General features: G+C 72.1%; 11 protein-coding genes. 6 read left to right on the top strand and 5 right to left on the bottom strand.

Translation table 11 applies throughout. The features are described from left to right. Positions 1–48: 48 nt before the first annotated feature. A complete protein-coding gene (rpsR, locus tag G3I54_RS10200) occupies positions 49–297 on the top strand; it encodes a 30S ribosomal protein S18 (RefSeq protein ID WP_164613281.1) in 249 nt (82 codons plus the stop codon). 100 nt (positions 298–397) lie between these two features. Then, on the top strand, positions 398–2,011 hold the full coding sequence (locus G3I54_RS10195) for an MFS transporter (protein WP_164613279.1): 1,614 nt from the start codon (positions 398–400) through the stop codon (positions 2,009–2,011). A 231-nt stretch (positions 2,012–2,242) separates the two neighbouring features. On the opposite strand, the gene G3I54_RS10190 is transcribed toward G3I54_RS10195, so the two are convergent. Beyond that, entirely contained in the window at positions 2,243–2,686 is a 444-nt protein-coding gene (locus tag G3I54_RS10190) for a subtilase-type protease inhibitor (protein WP_164613277.1), read from the bottom strand. A gap of 413 nt (positions 2,687–3,099) precedes the next feature. Between G3I54_RS10190 and G3I54_RS10185 the strand changes: the two genes are divergently transcribed. From G3I54_RS10185 to G3I54_RS10170, 4 genes are read left to right on the top strand one after another with little or no spacing between them, the layout of a single operon-like run. After that, positions 3,100–4,053, top strand: coding sequence for an ABC transporter ATP-binding protein (locus G3I54_RS10185; protein ID WP_343240302.1), 954 nt, complete (start codon positions 3,100–3,102; stop codon positions 4,051–4,053). A gap of 8 nt (positions 4,054–4,061) precedes the next feature. After that, a complete protein-coding gene (locus G3I54_RS10180; protein ID WP_164613273.1) occupies positions 4,062–5,036 on the top strand; it encodes an iron-siderophore ABC transporter substrate-binding protein in 975 nt (324 codons plus the stop codon). Between the two features lie 2 nt (positions 5,037–5,038). After that, positions 5,039–7,186 carry an iron ABC transporter permease gene (locus tag G3I54_RS10175; RefSeq protein ID WP_164613271.1) on the top strand — a complete coding sequence of 716 codons (2,148 nt, stop codon included), beginning with the start codon at positions 5,039–5,041 and terminating at the stop codon, positions 7,184–7,186. 43 nt (positions 7,187–7,229) lie between these two features. Continuing rightward, positions 7,230–7,976, top strand: coding sequence for a hypothetical protein (locus G3I54_RS10170; RefSeq protein ID WP_164613269.1), 747 nt, complete (start codon positions 7,230–7,232; stop codon positions 7,974–7,976). An 83-nt stretch (positions 7,977–8,059) separates the two neighbouring features. Here G3I54_RS10170 and G3I54_RS10165 read toward each other — a convergent pair whose 3' ends face one another. From G3I54_RS10165 to rhaI, 4 genes are all read right to left on the bottom strand, one after another. Further along, on the bottom strand, positions 8,060–11,260 hold the full coding sequence (locus tag G3I54_RS10165; protein WP_164613267.1) for an alpha-L-rhamnosidase: 3,201 nt from the start codon (positions 11,258–11,260) through the stop codon (positions 8,060–8,062). A gap of 90 nt (positions 11,261–11,350) precedes the next feature. After that, positions 11,351–12,817 carry a rhamnulokinase family protein gene (locus G3I54_RS10160; protein WP_164613265.1) on the bottom strand — a complete coding sequence of 489 codons (1,467 nt, stop codon included), beginning with the start codon at positions 12,815–12,817 and terminating at the stop codon, positions 11,351–11,353. Next, the gene (locus G3I54_RS10155; protein ID WP_164613263.1) at positions 12,814–14,853 is read right to left on the bottom strand and encodes a bifunctional aldolase/short-chain dehydrogenase; all 2,040 of its coding nucleotides are present in this window, start codon (positions 14,851–14,853) and stop codon (positions 12,814–12,816) included. The genes G3I54_RS10160 and G3I54_RS10155 overlap by 4 nt, the downstream gene beginning before the upstream one ends. Before the next feature lie 127 nt (positions 14,854–14,980). Beyond that, positions 14,981–16,141, bottom strand: a complete 1,161-nt coding sequence (gene rhaI / locus G3I54_RS10150) for an L-rhamnose isomerase (protein ID WP_164613261.1) — start codon at positions 16,139–16,141, stop codon at positions 14,981–14,983. Positions 16,142–16,321: the final 180 nt, after the last annotated feature.

Here is a 16,321-nt window from a genome sequence, read left to right as displayed (position 1 = left end):
ACCCCAACTCACCGAACAATCCGAGCACATCGAGCACGAGGAAGACTCATGGCCCGTCAGCAGGACCCCCGCAAGCCGCTCAAGAATCGGCCGAACCCCCTGGACGCCGCCAGGATCACGTACATCGACTACAAGGACACCGATCTGCTGCGGAGGTTCATCTCCGACCGGGGAAAGATCCGCAGCCGGCGGGTCACCCGGATCAGCGCCCAGCAGCAGCGGCAGATGGCGGCGGCCATCAAGAACGCCCGCGAGATGGCCCTGCTCCCGTACGCGGGATCCGCGGCGGGCAAGTAGCGCGCGCGACCTCCCCGCCCTCCCCTGGAATGCGCCCTGCGGCGGGGACGCGTTCGCGGCTCGGGATGCAGCACTGCGGCAGTCCGAGGAGCATGGACGCATGGGCAGAGACATCCCGGACAAGGGCGCCCCCGGTCCGAAGTCATCGGAGCCGGGAACGGCGGCCCGGCGGGGCACCCCGCCGAATCAGGGCCTCGCTCTCGCGGCCATGCTGTTCGCCGTGTCGATGACGTTCATCGACCAGACGATCGTCGCGATCGCCGCCCCTGACATCATCGACGAACTCGGGCTCACCTCCTCGCAGATGCAGTGGGTCGTCAATGCCTATCTGCTGACGCTGGCCGCCTTCTTCGCCCTGGGCGGAAGGCTGTCCGACATCTTCGGTCACCGCCGCGTGATGCTGATCGGCACCCTGGTCTTCGTCATCGCCTCCGCGCTGTGCGGCGCCGTGCCCTCCGGGGACTTCGCGCAGGCCTGGCTGATCGGCTTCCGGGCCGTCCAGGGCATCGGCGCCGCACTGATGTTCCCCGCCGCGCTCGCCGTGGTGATCGCCGTCTTCCCGGTGGAGCGGCGGGGCCGGGCGCTGGCGCTGTTCTTCGGGGTGTCCGGGGCGCTGACCGCGGTCGGGCCGCTGCTCGGCGGCTGGCTCACCGCGTGGACCTGGCGGGCGATCTTCTGGGTCAACGTCCCGATCGCCGTCATCGCCGTCGTACTGGCGCTGCTGGCCCATATCCCGGACCGGGCCCGCCGCGAGCCGCTGGACCTGCCCGGCGCGGCGATGGTCGCCGTCGGCATGGGGCTGACGGTGCTCGGTCTGCAGCAGGCGGGGACCTGGGGCTGGGACTCCGTCGCCACCTGGGCCTGTATCGCGGGCGGGCTGCTGGTGCTGGCGGTGTTCTGCCGGTTCGAGCTGCGCACCCGCTTCCCGTTGATCAAACTGCGGGTCTTCCGCGATCTGGCGTTCCGCGTCGACAACGCCGTCCTGTTCTTCGCCATGATGGCGTTCGTCCCGGTGTTCTTCTTCGCCTCCGTGTACGCGCAGGTCTCGCTGAGCGCCTCGCCGAACCAGGCCGCGCTGTACCTCCTGTACTTCTTCATCGGCTTCGGACTCGCCTCGCAGTGGGGCGGCCGGATCCTCGACAAGCGTGGCGCGCGTCCGGCGATGAAGCTCGGCACGGCGCTCGGTGCGGTCGGGTTCGCCCTGTGGGCGGGGAAGTTGACGTCCTTGTCCATGCACGACCAATGGCTGTACGCGGCCATGGCGGGCGCGGGCATCGGACTGCTGCTGGCGCCGGCCTCGACGGACGCGGTGAACCGGGCGATCGACGCCTCGTACGGCGAGGTCACCGGCATCACCCAGACCGTGCGCAACTTCGCCGCCAGCATCGGTCTTGCCGTCTACGGCACCATGCTGACCCATACGACGATCACCAAGGTGGACGAGACGCTGCGGAGCAAGGGCCTGCCCGACGGGGAGGCGCACGACATCGCCGAGTCCGTCGCGCAGTCGGTGACCGGTCACGCGGACTCCCGGGGACCGTCCGGCTCCTGGCAGGTGGCCGAGACCGTACGGGACTCGATGGCGGCGATCCGGATGGACTTCGCCGAGGCGAACCAGTGGGTGTTCTACGGGATGGCCATCGCGTTGGCCGTGGCGTTCCTGATCTCGCTGCGCCATCCGGGCACTCGGGTGACGCAGGAGTCCTCCGACTGACGAAGCCGACCGGTCGCGGCCGACCGGCCGGAGGTGGGCCAACCGACCGGGGCGGGTCGCTGCCGGCCGCGGCGGAAACGGCTGGGGCGACCGCGTGGCTCCCGGTCGTCGTGGACGGGGGCGTGTGCGGGGCACGCCGGGTGGGGCGGGTCGCCGGACGCGTTCGGGCGGGGAGGAGGACGGGTCGTGCTCCGTCACTCGGGCGTCGGCACACCCCGGTGGATCAGTGGATCAGAAGGCGAAGACGGCGTTGTCGTTCATGCTGCCCGCCATCTCGCAGGCGTTGCCGTACGTGGTGCTGAACTGGACCGGCTTGCCCTGCCAGACACCGTGCGCGGTCACCACGACCGGGTCCCACTGGCGGGTACAGGTCCGGTTCGACGGGCCGGCGGTCAGTTCGGAGAACTTGCCCTGGACCGATGCCAGTTCCTTGCAGGCCGCGGCGGGCGTGGGGTGCGTTCCCTCGGCGGTGGGGGCACAGCTGAGCGTGACGGCCCGCTCCACGGTGGCGGTCAGCGGGTCCTCGCCCCGGGCGACGGTGAGGACGAGCGCGGAGGGTGCGTAGAGGCTCTCCGCCTTCACCGGTGCGGCCTGCGCGGTGGCGGCCGCGAAACCGCCGAGCAGAAGGGCGCTCGCCGTGACGGTTGCGAAGATGGCGTGAGGGTTGCGTCGCATTGGTGAAAACTCCTTGGTCGGGTGCCTGATTGCGGTCAGGAGTCTTACGCATGCGGAAAGTAGGCGCACATCGACGGCCAGCTTCCAGCCGCAGACGAGTGTTCGACCCGACCGAATGGTCATTCGGGCAGCTCAGGCACATCGCGCGAGTCGTCCAGCATATGGACAGACTTCGGCGGTTCAATGCGAAACGACCGCCTGACCTGCGAATACGCCGGAGTCCCTTGATGCACCAAACCGCCGCTTCGGCCGGAAAGTACCGCCGTCCGAGGGTTTTCACACCGGATCACCCCTCCCGACGCCACCGCCGGAGGCGAACACCTACCGGTCGGCCGACCGCCCACGATCACGCGGAGGACACGATTCCGGATCCCCCTTGACCCGGAGAACTTAGGCTAGGCTAACCTCACGGCGTGATCGCTCCTGCCCTCGACCGAGAAGACCCACCGCCGCGTCGGCGCTCCGCGCCCGCTGCCGGTGCCCCCGCCATGACCGCCGCTGCCGGTCCCGGCGCGGCCGTGTCCTTCGCGGACCCCGAACCCGACGCCGGACTGGACGCCCGCGACCTGACGATCGCGTACGACCGTACGGACGTCGTGCACAGGGCCGACCTCCGGCTGCCGCGCGGTCGCGTCACCGCACTCATCGGGCCGAACGGCAGCGGGAAGTCCACCCTGTTGCGGGCCGTGGCCCGGCTGCACAAGGCCCGTACCGGCACCGTGACCGTGGCGGCCCAGGCCGAGGACGCCGAGCCCGTCGACGCGCTCGCCCTGTCGCGCTCCGACTTCGCCCGCCGCGTCACCCTGCTCGCGCAGAGCCGGAACGCGCCGGCCGGGCTCAGCGTGCGCGACGTGGTCGGATTCGGCCGGCACCCGTACCGGGGCGGGCTCCGGGGGTCCGACCCGGACGGGGCCCGGATGGTCGAGCACGCGCTGGCCGTCACCGACCTCGCCGAGTTCGCCGACCGCGGGGTGGAGAGCCTGTCCGGCGGGCAGTTGCAGCGCGTCTGGTTCGCCTGCTGCCTGGCCCAGGACACCGACGTACTCCTTCTCGACGAGCCGACGACCTATCTCGACCTGCGCTACCAGGTGGAGATCCTCGACCTCGTCCGCGATCTGGCCGACACCCACGGCGTCACCGTCGGGGTCGTGCTGCACGACCTGGACCAGGCCGCCGCCGTGGCCGACCAGGTCGTCCTGCTCGCGTCCGGGCGGATCGTCGCCGCCGGCACGCCCGCCGAGGTGTACGCCCCCGAGCGGCTCAGCGACGCCTACGGCATCCGCATCGACGTCGAACCCGATTCCTCCACCGGCATCCCACGCACCCGCGCGGTCGGCCGCCACCACCTTCGCTCCGAAAGGCCCTGAACACCCTCATGAAGAACCAGCACCTGACGTGGCCCGTCCTCGCCGCCGCGGCCGCGCTCGCCCTCACGGCCTGCGGCACCACCGAGGCGCCGAAGAAGGAGTCCGCCGGGGACAGCGCGGTGACGGTCACCGACTCCCGCGGCAAGAAGATCACCCTCGACGGGCCCGCCAAGCGCGTCGTCGGCACCGAGTGGAACGTCGTCGAGACGCTCGTCACCCTCGGCGTCCAGCCGGTCGGTGTGGCCGACGTCAAGGGCTACACCGCGTACGACAAGGCCGCGCCGCTCACCAAGGGCGTCAAGGACATAGGCACCCGGGGCGAGCCCAGCGTCGCCACCGTCGCCGCTCTCAAGCCCGACCTCATCGTCGCCACGACCGACCTGTCCGACTCCGCCATCGCGCAGCTGTCCAAGGCCGCCCCGGTCGTCGTGGTCCGCTCGGCCGACGCGAGCCGTCAGATCGACCAGATGATCGACACCGTCAACCTCATCGCCGAAGCCACCGGCACCGAGGACAAGGCCAAGTCCGAGGTCGACTCCTTCCACAAGGCGGTCGCGGACGGGAAGAAGAAGCTCGCGGACGCCGGTCTCGACGGCGAGAAGGTCGCGTTCGCCGACGGCTGGCAGGAGGGCAACCAGGTCTCGGTCCGCCCGTACGTCAAGGGCTCGCTGCTCTCCGACGTCAACACCGAACTCGGGCTCGTCGACCCGTGGAAGCTGAAGGGCGACAAGGCCTACGGCCTGGCCGCGACCGATGTCGAGGGCCTCACGAAGATCGGCGACGCGCAGTTCGCGTACATCGCCAACGACTCCGACGGCGGCGACCCGTTCGCCGACGGCCTCAAGGACAACGCGGTGTGGAAGTCCCTCCCGTTCGTCAAGAACGACGAGGTCCACCGGCTGCCCGACGGCGTCTGGATGTTCGGCGGCACCGCGTCGATGCGCGAGTACATCGACGCCCTCGTCGGCGCGCTGACCGACTGACGATGAGCACACGCACCACAACCGCCCCGCCCGCCCCCGTGAAGACGGCGGCGGGCGCGGCCGGTCCGGCCGGGGCCGTCGCCCCGGTGCCGGCCGGCCCGCCGGCCCGTCGCGGCCGGATGTTCCTGCTGGCGCTCGCGGGGCTCCTCGCCCTGGCGGCCCTCGCGGTCGTGCACGTGAGCCAGGGCACCGCCGCCGTCGATCTGCACACGCTCTGGCAGCTCGCGACCGGCTCGTCGTCCGACCGGACAGCCCACGAGCAGACGGCCGCCGTGGTGCTGGACTCCCGGCTGCCCCGGCTCGCCGCTGGGCTCCTCGTCGGCTGCGCGCTCGGCGCGGCGGGCGCGGCCCTCCAGTCGGTGTCGCGCAACATGCTGGCCTCCCCCGACACGCTCGCCGTGAACGCGGGCGCGTATCTCGCGGTGGTCGCGGTCGCCGCGTTCGGCATCACGCTGCCCGCGCTGCCGGCCGGAGCCACGGCGTTCCTCGGCGGGCTGCTTGCGGCGGGTGTCGTCCTCGGTCTGTCGCGGGCGGGGGCCGGGCCCATCCGGCTGGTGCTGGCGGGTTCGGCGCTCACCCTCGCCCTGTCCGGGCTGAGCGGGATGCTGCTGCTCCTGCGCTCCCAGCAGACGACCGGGCTGTTCGCGTGGGGCAACGGTTCGCTCGCCCAGATCGGCATGCAGTCCATCGACCGGCTGGCCCCGGTCGCGCTCCTGGCGTTCGCCGGGCTCATGCTGCTGGGCAGGCGGCTGGACATCCTCGCCCTCGGCGACGACGGGGCGGCGGTCGTGGGGGTGAGCCCCCGGCTGACGCGCAGCGTCGCGGTGATCCTCGCGGTGCTGCTGGCGGCGGTGTCGGTGGCGGTCGCGGGGCCGGTCGGCTTCGTCGGGCTGTGCGCGCCCGCCGTGGTGCGGCTGCTCAGCACCTGGATCCCGGGCCTGGTCCGGCACCGCGCGTTCATCCCCGCGTCGGCGCTCGCGGGTGTGCTCGTGGTGCTCGGCGCGGATGTGCTGCTGCGTGCGGTGTTCGGCGCCCAGGCGGGGGCCGAGGTGCCCACCGGCATCGTCACGACCTGCTTCGGCGCGCTCGTCCTGGTCGTCCTGGCCTACCGGTCGCGCGACATGGGCTCGGACAGCGGCTCTACGGCGTTCGCCCGGCTGCGCAGCCGGCGCGCGTTCGTCCTCGCCCTGACGGTGACGGTCCTGGCGCTGCTCGGCGCGGTGGTGGCGGCGACGCTGTTCGGCGACGCGACACTGCTCCTGGGCGATGTGGGCAACTGGCTCACCGGCCGTTCCGGCCGGTTGGTCACGTACATCCTCGACACGCGCGTCCCCCGGGTGGCCGCCGCCCTGCTGGCCGGTGCGGCGCTGGCCGTCGCGGGCGCCGTCGTCCAGGCGGTGTCGCGCAATCCGCTCGCGGAGCCGGGCGTTCTCGGCGTCGTCAGCGGGGCCGGGGTGGGGGCGGTGGCCGTTCTCACCGTCGTACCGCTGGCGAGCTTCTGGCTGATCAGCGGCTCCGCGCTGGCCGGTGCGGCGGCCGCGGCGGGGCTGGTGTTCGGTCTTGCCGCACGGCGTGGTCTGGAGCAGAACCGGCTGGTGCTGATCGGCATCGGGGTCCAGGCGGGCGCGGGCGCGTTCGTCAGTCTGCTGATCGTGCTCACCGACCCGTACAACGAGACGAAGGCGCTGGCCTGGCTCGGCGGGTCGACGTACGGGCGGACGTTCCCCGAGCTGATTCCGGTGCTGGTGGCCCTGGTCGTCGCCCTGCCCGTCCTCGCGGTGATGCGCCGTGAACTGGACCTGATCGGGCTGGACGACGAGACGCCCGCCCTGCTCGGCGTACGGATCGGGGCCACCCGGCTGGGCCTGCTGAGCCTTGCCGTCCTCCTGACGGCGGGTGCCGTCGCGGCGGTCGGCGTGATCGGGTTCGTCGGCCTCGTCGCCCCGCACGCGGCACGGGCCCTGGTGGGCCGTCGTCATGTGCGGGTCGTTCCGCTGAGTGCGCTGCTCGGCGCGCTGCTGGTGGTCGTGTCCGACACGGTCGGCCGGACGATCATCGCTCCGGCGCAGATCCCGGTCGGACTGCTCACCGCCGTGATCGGAGCGCCCTACTTCATCTGGCTGCTCTGGCGGTCACGGCGCGAGGGGTGACGACGGCGCGGCCCGTCGCACAGGCGTCGAACGCTTCGAGCGGGTGCCCGCGTTCTCCATCGCCGCCTCCTTCGCTACGGTGGCGGCGATGGAGATATCCGCGTACCCCACCCCTGATGTCCTCGTGGCGCGGCTGGCCCGGTCGGCGGGGATCCCGGTTCCTCCCGGGCATCCTCCGGACGAGGAGTTCCTGCGCGAACTCGCCGGACGGGTCGGCCTGGACGGCAACGACCTCCTTGTCGTCGCCGGTCTTCCGCTGCCGGAGGGCGCGCTGGACCTGGAAGGCGCGGCGGGCGGCTGGGTCTCTTCTCTGGTGCAGCACACGCTGTCCCTCTCCGCCGCCGACCGCCGGCGCCTGCGCGCACGTGCCCGGACGCTCGCCGCGCAACCGCGTCCCGCACGGACTCTTGTGCGGCCCCCGCAGGACGCCGGTCCGCCGGGTTTCGGCTCCTTGCTGGTGCACCTGCTCGCCCTGCGCAACCTGAACGCGTCGGCCGTCGCCAAGACGATGTGCCTGATGTCCGGAGTGTGCAAGGCCGCATCGACGATCCGCATGGTGCGCGACGGTGCGAAGGATCTCGACGCCGAGCTGCTCGACGGCTTCGCCGCGGTGCTCGGCGTACCGGTCGCCGTCCTGGCCTCGTTGACCGGCGTAAGCCCTCCGGCGCGGGGCGGCGGCCCCTCGCCGGAGGTTGCCGACGTCGCGGCGCTGATCCGGGAAGTGCGGCATCTGACCGAGGATCAGGTGCGGGAGCTGGCCGACGCGGCCGAGGCGCTCGACCGCGGCTGAGGAGCATCGGCTCAAGAGCGCGCGTGCGCCGTACCGGCGGTGCCTGACCGCCGGTACGGCGCACGCCTGTCGCCCTGGCGGGCTCAGACCGCGAAGCGATGGCTTCCCGAACCGACGGCGAACACCGCGCAGCCGTCCTCCAGCCGCAGGAACCGGGCGCCGGTATGCGTCACGTCCTCGGCCCGGCCCGCCGGGATCCACACCTCGGCGGTGGTGTTCACGGGCAGGCCCACGGTCAGGTGGAAACGGCCCTTCTCCGTCTTCCAGTCGGTGGTGATCGGCCCGTGTAGGGAGGCGAAGCGGCCCCGGGCACGGGTGATGCCGCCGCCGGGCCGGGGCCGCACGGTCACCTCGCGGAAGCCGGGGGCGGCGGGGGCGATGCCCGCGATGTGGGCGTACATCCACTCCCCCACCGAGCCGTACGCGTAGTGGTTGAAGGAGTTCATCCCGGCGTCCTGGAAGCTGCCGTCGGGCTTGATGGAGTCCCAGCGCTCCCACATCGTCGTGGCCCCGCGGTCGATCTGGTAGCCCCAGCTCGGGAAGGTCCGCTGGAGCAGCAGACGGTACGCCACATCGGTGTGCCCGGTGTCGGTGAGGACGGGGAGCAGGCGCGGGGTGCCGAGGAAGCCCGTGGACAGATGCCAGTCCTTCGCCTCGATGAGCGCGACGAGGCGGTCGGCCGCGGTGGTGCGTTCCTCGGTGCTCAGGAGGTCCATGGAGAGCGCCAGGACGTAGGCGGTCTGGGTGTCGCCCTTCACCCGGCCGCCGCCGGTGACGTACGCGGTACGGAAGGCCTCGCGGACCTCCGCGAACAGCGCGGTGTACGGGGCCGGGTCCTTGCCCAGGACCCGGGCGGTACGGGCCACGAGGTCGGCGCTGTGGGCGTAGTAGGCGGTGGCGATGACGTCCTTGGGGGTGTCGTCGGCGATGTTCAGCCAGTCGCCGTAGCCGGTGGCGGGCCGCAGCCGTCCGGTGCTGTGGGCGTCCAGGTAGTCGAGCCACTTCAGCATGGAAGGCCAGGCCTGCTCCAGTACCCGGGTGTCGCCGTACGCCTGGTAGAGGGCCCAGGGGACGGTGACGCCCGCGTCGCCCCAGCCGGCCGAGCCCGCGCCGAGGCCTTCGACGTGCGGCGCGACGTCCGTGAAGGCTCCGTCGGCGGTCTGGTCGTCCTGGAGGTCGCTCAGCCATTTGCCGAGAAACCGCGCGGACTCCATCGCGTACGCGGCGGTGGGCGCGAAGACGTTGATGTCGCCGGTCCAGCCGAGGCGTTCGTCGCGGGCGGGGGTGTCGGTGGGGATGGAGAGGAAGTTGCCGCGCAGGCCCCAGGTGATGTTGCTGTGGAGCTGGTTGAGCATCGGGACGTTCGTCTCGAACTCCATGGTGAGGGGCGCGTCGGTGTGGATCACCCGCCCGACGACGGCGTCCAGCGGTGGCTTGCCCGGATAGCCGGTCACTTCGACGTAGCGGAAGCCGTGGAAGGTGAAGCGCGGCTCGTACGTCTCGCGGCCGCCGCCCTTGAGGGTGTAGTGGTCGGTCGCGGCGGCGGTGCGGAGGTTGGTGGTGTAGACGGTGCCGTCGGGGTTCAGCACCTCCGCGTGGCGCAGGCGCACGGTGGTGCCGGCCCGTCCGGTGACGCGCAGGCGTGCGGTGCCGACCATGTTCTGGCCGAGGTCGAAGACGAAGACGCCGGGGCGGGGTTCGGTGATCTTCCGGGCCTTCAGCTCCTGGATGACACGGCAGGGTCCGTCGGGCTCCGCGACCAGTTCGGCGGTGACCTCCTCCTCGGCGGGCACGGCCTTCGCCCAGGCGGCGTCGTCGAAGCCGGAGCGCAGCCAGCCGTCGGTCTCCAGGCGGGCGTCGTAGTTCTCGCCGGTGAGGAGGTCCGCCAGGGTGATGGGCCCGGTGGCGGCCCGCCAGTCGGTGCCGGACAGCACCCGCTCGGTGGTTCCGTCCCGGTAGGTAACCTCCAACTGTCCGAGGAACGCCGGGTGTTCGCCGTACTGATGCGGGCCGAACATGCCGACGTTGCCCGCGTACCAGCCGGTCGCCAGCTCCACGCCGAGGGTGTTGGCCCCGGAGGCGAGCAGCTCGGTGACGTCATGGGTCTGGTACTGGATCCGCCGGGCGTAGTCGGTCCAGCCCGGTGCGAGGCGGTCCGTGCCGACGCGCTTGCCGTTGAGGTGGGCCTCGTACAGGCCGAGCGCCGTGGAGTAGAGCCGGGCCCGTGCGACGGGCTTGCGGCGCAGCCGGAACTCGTGGCGCAGCTGGGCGACGGGCGCGTAGGCGGGAGCGACCTTCCCCCAGGGGCCGGAGCCCCATGCGGCGAGGACCTTCACGGCGGGCCAGGCTCCGTCGTCGTACTCCAACGCCTGCCAGTCGCCCGCGGGTTCGGTGTCGGCGACCTTCCAGCCGTCGTCGGTGGCGATGGTGCGTACGCCGTCGGCGGTGGTCAGTTCCAGGGCTCCGAGCAGCCCGGCGGGGCCGGTGACCTCGTTGGTCGCGGCGATGGCGAGGACGTGGCGGCCGGGGGCGAGCCGTTCGGTGACGTCGGTGACCGAGGGGCGGCTCCAGGCCCTGGCGACCTCGTCCGGTTCGGCGCGCGCCACTTCCGTACCGTCCAGGTGGGCGACGTATCCGTCGTCGGCGGTGAGCACCAGCCGGGCCCGGGTCACTCCCTCCGGTACGTCGAACGCGCCGCGGAACCACCGGGTCGCGGCCGGGGCGCTGCTCGCCGGGTCACCCTCCGGGAACCAGATCCAGGAGGCCTCGTCCAGGGCCGGTGCGCCGACGAGGGCGGCGGGCGCCCCGATCCAGGCGGCGGACCAGTCCGAGGCTTCGGTGAGCCCGGTCTCCCACCAGGCGGGTTCGGACCAGCCGGAGACCTGGCCCCGGTCGTCCCAGACCCGCACGGTCCAGTAGTAGCGGGTACGGGAGCGCAACTCCGGTCCGCCGTAGCCCACTTGGGTCGAGTCGGCGGACTCGACCTTGCCGCTGTCCCAGACGTCGGGCCGCTCCAGGGCCCGTTCGCTGAGCGCGACACGGATCTGGTATGCGCTCTGCGTGCGGCCCGGCGCGGTGGCGGTGAGCGGCCAGCCGAGGCGCGGGCGGGCGGCGCCGAGGCCGAGCGGGTTCTTCACGTACTCGGCGGTCGAGCCGCCCACCCGGAGGCCCCTGGCTCCTTTCGCACCGCGTTCCGCGGCCTGTGCGGGTGGGATGGCTCCGGCGATGAGGGTGGTTCCCAGGGCGGTGGCGGTCGTGCTGAGCAGTCGTCGTCGGCTGATCACACTCGGCTCCGATTCGGCGAGGGGAAGGGATGGGACTGGAAATGAAGGGAGGTTGATGGGACGGAGTAGGTGACGGGGCGGGGTGGCTGGTCAAGCGTGCAGGCGGCGCGCACCTTCGGTGCGGCGCGCCGCCGCCTCCCAGGCCGCCGGGTCTCCCGACGGCTCGTAGCGGGTCAAGGGCTGGGTGCGGGCGATGAGTTCACGGGTGGCGGCGAGATCGCCGGGCAGGCCGTGGGCCCGTGCCTGGACGAGGACGTTGCCGAACGCGGCCGCCTCGGCGGGGCCGGCCACGACCGGCAGTCCGCAGGCGTCGGCCGTGAGTTGGCACAGCAGCGCGTTGCGCGCTCCGCCGCCGACGATGTGCACGACGTCGACCGCACGGTCGGCCAGGCGCTGCGCCTCGTGGATCGCGCGCCGGTGGGCGAGGGCCAGCGAGTCGAGGATGCAGCGCGTGGTCGCGCCCAAAGTGGCGGGCGCGGGCTGGCCGGTCGCCCGGCAGGCGGCCGCGATGCGTTCGGGCATGTCTCCGGGGGCCAGGAACTCCGGTGCGGCGGCGTCCACGACGGACCGCAGGGCGGGAGCGCGGGCGGCCTCGGCGAGCAGGGGCGCGATGTCGTCCCGGCCCCAGGTGCGCATGCACTCCTGGAGCAGCCACATGCCCATGATGTTGCGCAGGAAGCGGACGGTGCCGTCGATGCCCAGCTCATTGGTGAAGTTCGCCTCGCGGCTCGCTTCGGTGGTGACGGGTGCGTCGAGTTCGAGTCCGGCCAGGGACCAGGTGCCGGTGCAGAGGTAGGCGAAGCGCTCGCCCCGCGCGGCCGGGACGGCGGCGACGGCGGATGCGGTGTCGTGCGAGCCGACGGTCGTCACCGGTACGGGGCCGGGCAGCCCGGTCAGCTCCTGGACCGGGGGAAGCGTCGAACCGGCGGGGTCGCCGGGGCGGCGCAGCGGGGCGAAGAGCCCGAGGTCGATGCCGAGGCGGCCGGCCAGGTCGCGGTTCCAATCGGCGGTGCGCGGGTCGATGAGCTGGGTGGTGGAGGCGTTGGTGAGCTCGGTGCCCTGTTCGCCCGTGAGCCAGTACGTCAACAGGTCCGGGATCAGCAACAGCCTTTGCGCGGCTGCGAATTGTGGCGTGCCGCGGGCGGCGACGAGTTGGTAGAGCGTGTTGAACGGGGCGTACTGGATGCCGGTCGCCCGGTACAGCTCCTCGGGCGGGACCGTGGCCCACACCTTCTCCGGGACGCCTTCGATGCGGCGGTCGCGGTAGTGGACGGGGTTGCCGAGGAGGGCCCCGTCGGCGTCGAGGAGGCCATGGTCGACCGCCCAGCTGTCGATGCCGAGGGAGTCGACCGGGCCCGCCGCGCGCAGCCCGTCGAGCACCCCCCGGTAGAGGCCGAGGATGTCCCAGCGCAGCCCCTCCGGCAGGTGAACGGGACGGTTGGGGAAGCGGTGGGCTTCGGCAAGTTCCAGGGTGTCGGGGCCGACGCGGCCGACCATGACCCGGCCGCTGGAGGCTCCCAGGTCGACCGCGGCGAGGGTCCGCGTGGGCGCGCTCATCGCAGGAAGGCCCCGGCGACCCCGGCGTCGACGGGGATGTGGAGGCCGGTGGTGTGGGTCAACTCGCCGCCGGTGAGGGCGAACACGGCGTTGGCGACGTGTTCGGGCAGCACTTCGCGCTTGAGGAGGGTGCGTTGGGCGTAGAACTCGCCGAGCTTCCCCTCCTCGATCCCGTACGTCGCGGCGCGCTGCGCCCCCCATCCGCCGGCGAAGATGCCGGAGCCGCGCACGACGCCGTCCGGGTTGACACCGTTGACACGGATGCCGTCTCCGCCCAATTCGGCTGCGAGCAGTCGCACTTGGTGGGCCTGGTCGGCCTTGGCCGCGGAGTAGGCCACATTGTTCGGACCGGCGAAGACGGCGTTCTTGGAGGCGATGTAGACGAGGTCGCCGCCGAAGCCCTGGGCGCGCATGATGCGCGCCGCCTCACGGGCCACGAGGAAGGAGCCCCGGGCCATGATGGCGTGCTGAAGGTCCCAGTCCTGGGCCGTGGTCTCCGCCAGGGGCTTGGAGATGGAGATGCCCGCGTTGTTCACCACCAGGTCGACGCCGCCGAAGGCGAGCGCCGCCGCCTCGAAGGCGTCGGCGATCTGCTCCTCGCTGGTGACGTCGACCGTGACGGCCACCGCCCGGTCGGGGCCGCCCAGTTCCTCGGCGACGGCGGCCCCGCTCTCGGCGTCCAGGTCGGCGACGACCACGCAGGCGCCCTCCGCGACGAGGCGGCGGGCGATGGCCCTGCCGATGCCGCTGCCCGCGCCGGTCACCAGGGCGACCCGGCTGGCCAGCGGCTTCGGCTTCGGCATCCGTCGGAGTTTGGCCTCCTCCAACGCCCAGTACTCGATGCGGAACTTCTCCGACTCCTCGATCGGCGCATAGGAGGAGACGGCTTCCGCGCCGCGCATCACGTTGATCGCGTTCAGATAGAACTCCCCGGCCACGCGGGCGGTCTGCTTGTCCTTGCCGAAGCTGAACATCCCCACCCCGGGGATCAGCACGATCGCCGGGTCCGCGCCCCGCATCGGGGGCGAGCCGGGCTCGGCGTGACGCTCGTAGTAGGCGGCGTACTCCTCCCGGTATGCGGTGTGCAGCTCGCTCAAGCGGCTTACGGCGTCGGTGAGTTCGGCGGCCGGCGGGAGGTCCAGGACCAGCGGCCTGACCTTCGTACGGAGGAAGTGGTCCGGGCAGGAGGTGCCCAGCGCCGCGAGCCTCGGGTGCTCGGTGCGGGCGAGGAAGTCCAGGACCGCGTCGGAGTCGTCGAAGTGCCCGACCTGGGGCCGGTCCTTCGAGGCGAGCGCGCGTACGTACGGGGCGAGGGCGGCGGCCCGCGCACGGCGCTCGGCCCCGGGCAGCGCCTCGTACCCGTCGAGGACCGGCCCGAACGGCTCGGGCCTGCCGCGCTCGGCCAGGAACGTCTCGGCGGTGCGGATGATGTGGAGCGCGTTGGCCTCGCACTCCTCCGAGGTCTCGCCCCAGGCGGTGATGCCGTGGCCGCCGAGGACGCAGCCGATGGCCCCCGGGTTCGCGTCCTTGACCGCGGCGATGTCCAGGCCGAGCTGGAAGCCGGGACGCCGCCAGGGCACCCAGGCGACCGTGTCGCCGAAGCAGTCGGCGGTCAGCTTCTCGCCGTCGGCGGCGCAGGCCAGCGCGATCCCGGAGTCCGGGTGCAGATGGTCGACGTGCGGGGCGTCGACGAGGCCGTGCATGGCGGTGTCGATGGAGGGAGCGGCCCCGCCCTTGCCGTGCAGGCAGTAGTCGAACGCGGCGACCATCTCGTCCTCGCGCTCCACGCCGGCGTAGACGGTCCGCAGTGCGCGGAGCCGGTCGAGGCGGAGTATGGCGAGCCCTTCCGCGGTGAGGGTGCCGAGGTCGCCGCCGGAGCCCTTGACCCACATCAGCTCGACGTCGTCGCCGGTGACCGGGTCGGGCGCGGCGCCCTTGGCGGAGGCGTTGCCGCCTGCGTAGTTCGTGTTGCGCGGGTCGGAGCCGAGCCGGTGGGAGCGGGCCAGCAGCGCCGCGGCTTCGGGGTGGAGTGCCATGGGTTCCTCGGTGTCCTTCGCTAAGGGGCGGCGGAGAGGCGGGGCGGGGCGGGCGTGGGGCCGGGCGGGTATGCGGCCCGTCGGTCGTGGGGCGCGGAGAGGTCCGGACGGTCGGGGCCCGGAGGGTTTACGCGCCCCAGCCCGCCTGCTGTCCGCCGATCCGCTCCTCGGCGGTCTTCGTCGCCCAGCCGGAGCGCCGGTAGGCGGCCATCGGGTCGCCGTCGAGGCCCTGTTCCTCGCGGACCTCGGCGAGCAGCGGACGTACGTCGGTGTTGTAGGCGTCCATGAGCACGGCGTTGGCCGCCAGGACGTCGCCGGTGCGCTGGGCGGCGGCCAGCGCCTCGCGGTCCACGAGGAGCGCTTTCGCGGTGGCCTCCTGCACGTTCATCACCGAGCGGATGATCGCGGGGATCTTCTCCTCGATGTTGTGGCACTGGTCGAGCATGAAGGCGACGTCCGCGGTGAGCCCGCCGCCGCGGACGACCTCGTACATGATGCGGAAGAGCTGGAAGGGGTCGGCCGCCCCGACCATCAGGTCGTCGTCGGCGTAGAAGCGGGAGTTGAAGTCGAAGCCGCCGAGCCGGCCCTCGCGCAGCAGGGTCGCGACGATGAACTCGATGTTGGTGCCGGGTGCGTGGTGACCGGTGTCCACGACGACCTGGGCCCGGGGCCCGAGCTTGAGGCAGTGGGCGTAGGCCGTGCCCCAGTCCGGGACGTCGGTCGTGTAGAAGGCGGGCTCGAACAGCTTGTACTCCAGGAGCATCCGCTGGTCGTCGCCGAGCCGTTCGTACACGGCGGCCAGCGCCTCGGCGAGCCGGTCCTGCCGCTCGCGGATGTCGTCCTGCCCGGGGTAGTTCGTGCCGTCCGCGAACCACAGCTTGAGGTCCCGGGATCCCGTCGCGTCCATGATGTCGACGCAGGCCAGGAGGTGGTCGAGAGCCTTGCGGCGTACGGCGGCATCCGAGTGGCAGACGCTGCCGAGCCGGAAGTCGTCGTCCTGGAAGGTGTTGGCGTTGACGGCCCCGAGCGTGAGGCCCCGGTCGCGGGCGTGTTCGGCGAGGGCCGCGTAGTCGTCGACCGTGTCCCAGGGAATATGGAGGGCGACGGTGGGTGCGGCTCCGGTGAACTCGTGCACCTTCGCCGCGTCGTCGAGTTTCTCCTGGGGCGTGCGGGGCACGCCGGGCCGTGCGAAGACCTTGAAGCGGGTCCCGGAGTTCCCGTACGCCCATGAGGGGGTCTCGATGGCCTGGGACATGAGGGCGGCCTTCACCGTGGCGGGCTCGGTCACTTCGTCGCTCCTGTGACATCGGGGTGAACGCGAATGAATCTGAAACGATTCACACGGCTTGAAGGTAGGAGCGCCCCCGAGGACTGTCAACCCTTCCGGCAGGCCCGACCTGACAGAACCTCACGAACGCAAGGGCCGGTCGAGAATTTCCGTTCACCCCCATTGACGCGACCCAAGGGA

The organism is Streptomyces sp. SID14515 (assembly GCF_010548505.1).
In the GTDB taxonomy this organism is placed as follows: Bacteria; Actinomycetota; Actinomycetes; order Streptomycetales; family Streptomycetaceae; genus Streptomyces; species Streptomyces caviscabies.
This window is presented reverse-complemented; position numbering and strand designations above follow the sequence as displayed.

What these genes read in the sequence shown, in the direction of transcription:
- G3I54_RS10195 (WP_164613279.1), top strand. Translation starts at nt 398, where the DNA reads ATGGGCAGAGACATCCCGGACAAGGGCGCCCCCGGTCCGAAGTCATCG.
- G3I54_RS10175 (WP_164613271.1), top strand. Translation starts at nt 5,039, where the DNA reads ATGAGCACACGCACCACAACCGCCCCGCCCGCCCCCGTGAAGACGGCG.
- G3I54_RS10160 (WP_164613265.1), bottom strand. Translation starts at nt 12,817, where the DNA reads ATGAGCGCGCCCACGCGGACCCTCGCCGCGGTCGACCTGGGAGCCTCC.
- G3I54_RS10155 (WP_164613263.1), bottom strand. Translation starts at nt 14,853, where the DNA reads ATGGCACTCCACCCCGAAGCCGCGGCGCTGCTGGCCCGCTCCCACCGG.
- G3I54_RS10190 (WP_164613277.1), bottom strand. Translation starts at nt 2,686, where the DNA reads ATGCGACGCAACCCTCACGCCATCTTCGCAACCGTCACGGCGAGCGCC.
- G3I54_RS10180 (WP_164613273.1), top strand. Translation starts at nt 4,062, where the DNA reads ATGAAGAACCAGCACCTGACGTGGCCCGTCCTCGCCGCCGCGGCCGCG.
- rpsR (WP_164613281.1), top strand. Translation starts at nt 49, where the DNA reads ATGGCCCGTCAGCAGGACCCCCGCAAGCCGCTCAAGAATCGGCCGAAC.